Source organism: Novacetimonas hansenii JCM 7643 (genome assembly GCF_000964405.1).
Taxonomy (GTDB): domain Bacteria; phylum Pseudomonadota; class Alphaproteobacteria; order Acetobacterales; family Acetobacteraceae; genus Novacetimonas; species Novacetimonas hansenii.
On record NZ_BANE01000396.1, the window covers coordinates 1 to 260 of the forward strand.

Below are 260 nucleotides of genomic sequence, written 5' to 3' on the forward strand. Positions count from 1 at the left end.
TCCGCCTCCAGCGCGGAAACGGCGGTGGCGGTGATCGAACTTCCCCCCGCGATCGAGGTTTCAAGGGACGCGATCTCGTCAAACACGCCCTGACTGGCGGATTTCACCAGCGTCTTTTCGGCGGCCGTCAACGTGACACCCGGCAGCCTGCCCGCCATCACGTCAGGCATGGGGGCGGCAATAACGTGATAGGCGCTGTCGATGTCATAGACCGACTGCCGCAGCTTGCCCTGCGGGCTGCTGGCGCAGGCGGCAAGGCC

1 pseudogene is annotated in these 260 nt (G+C 65.8%); it reads right to left on the reverse strand.

Annotated features, from left to right (window positions below):
- Positions 1 to 260, reverse strand: a pseudogene (locus B7G66_RS16750) (hypothetical protein); the annotation flags it as partial.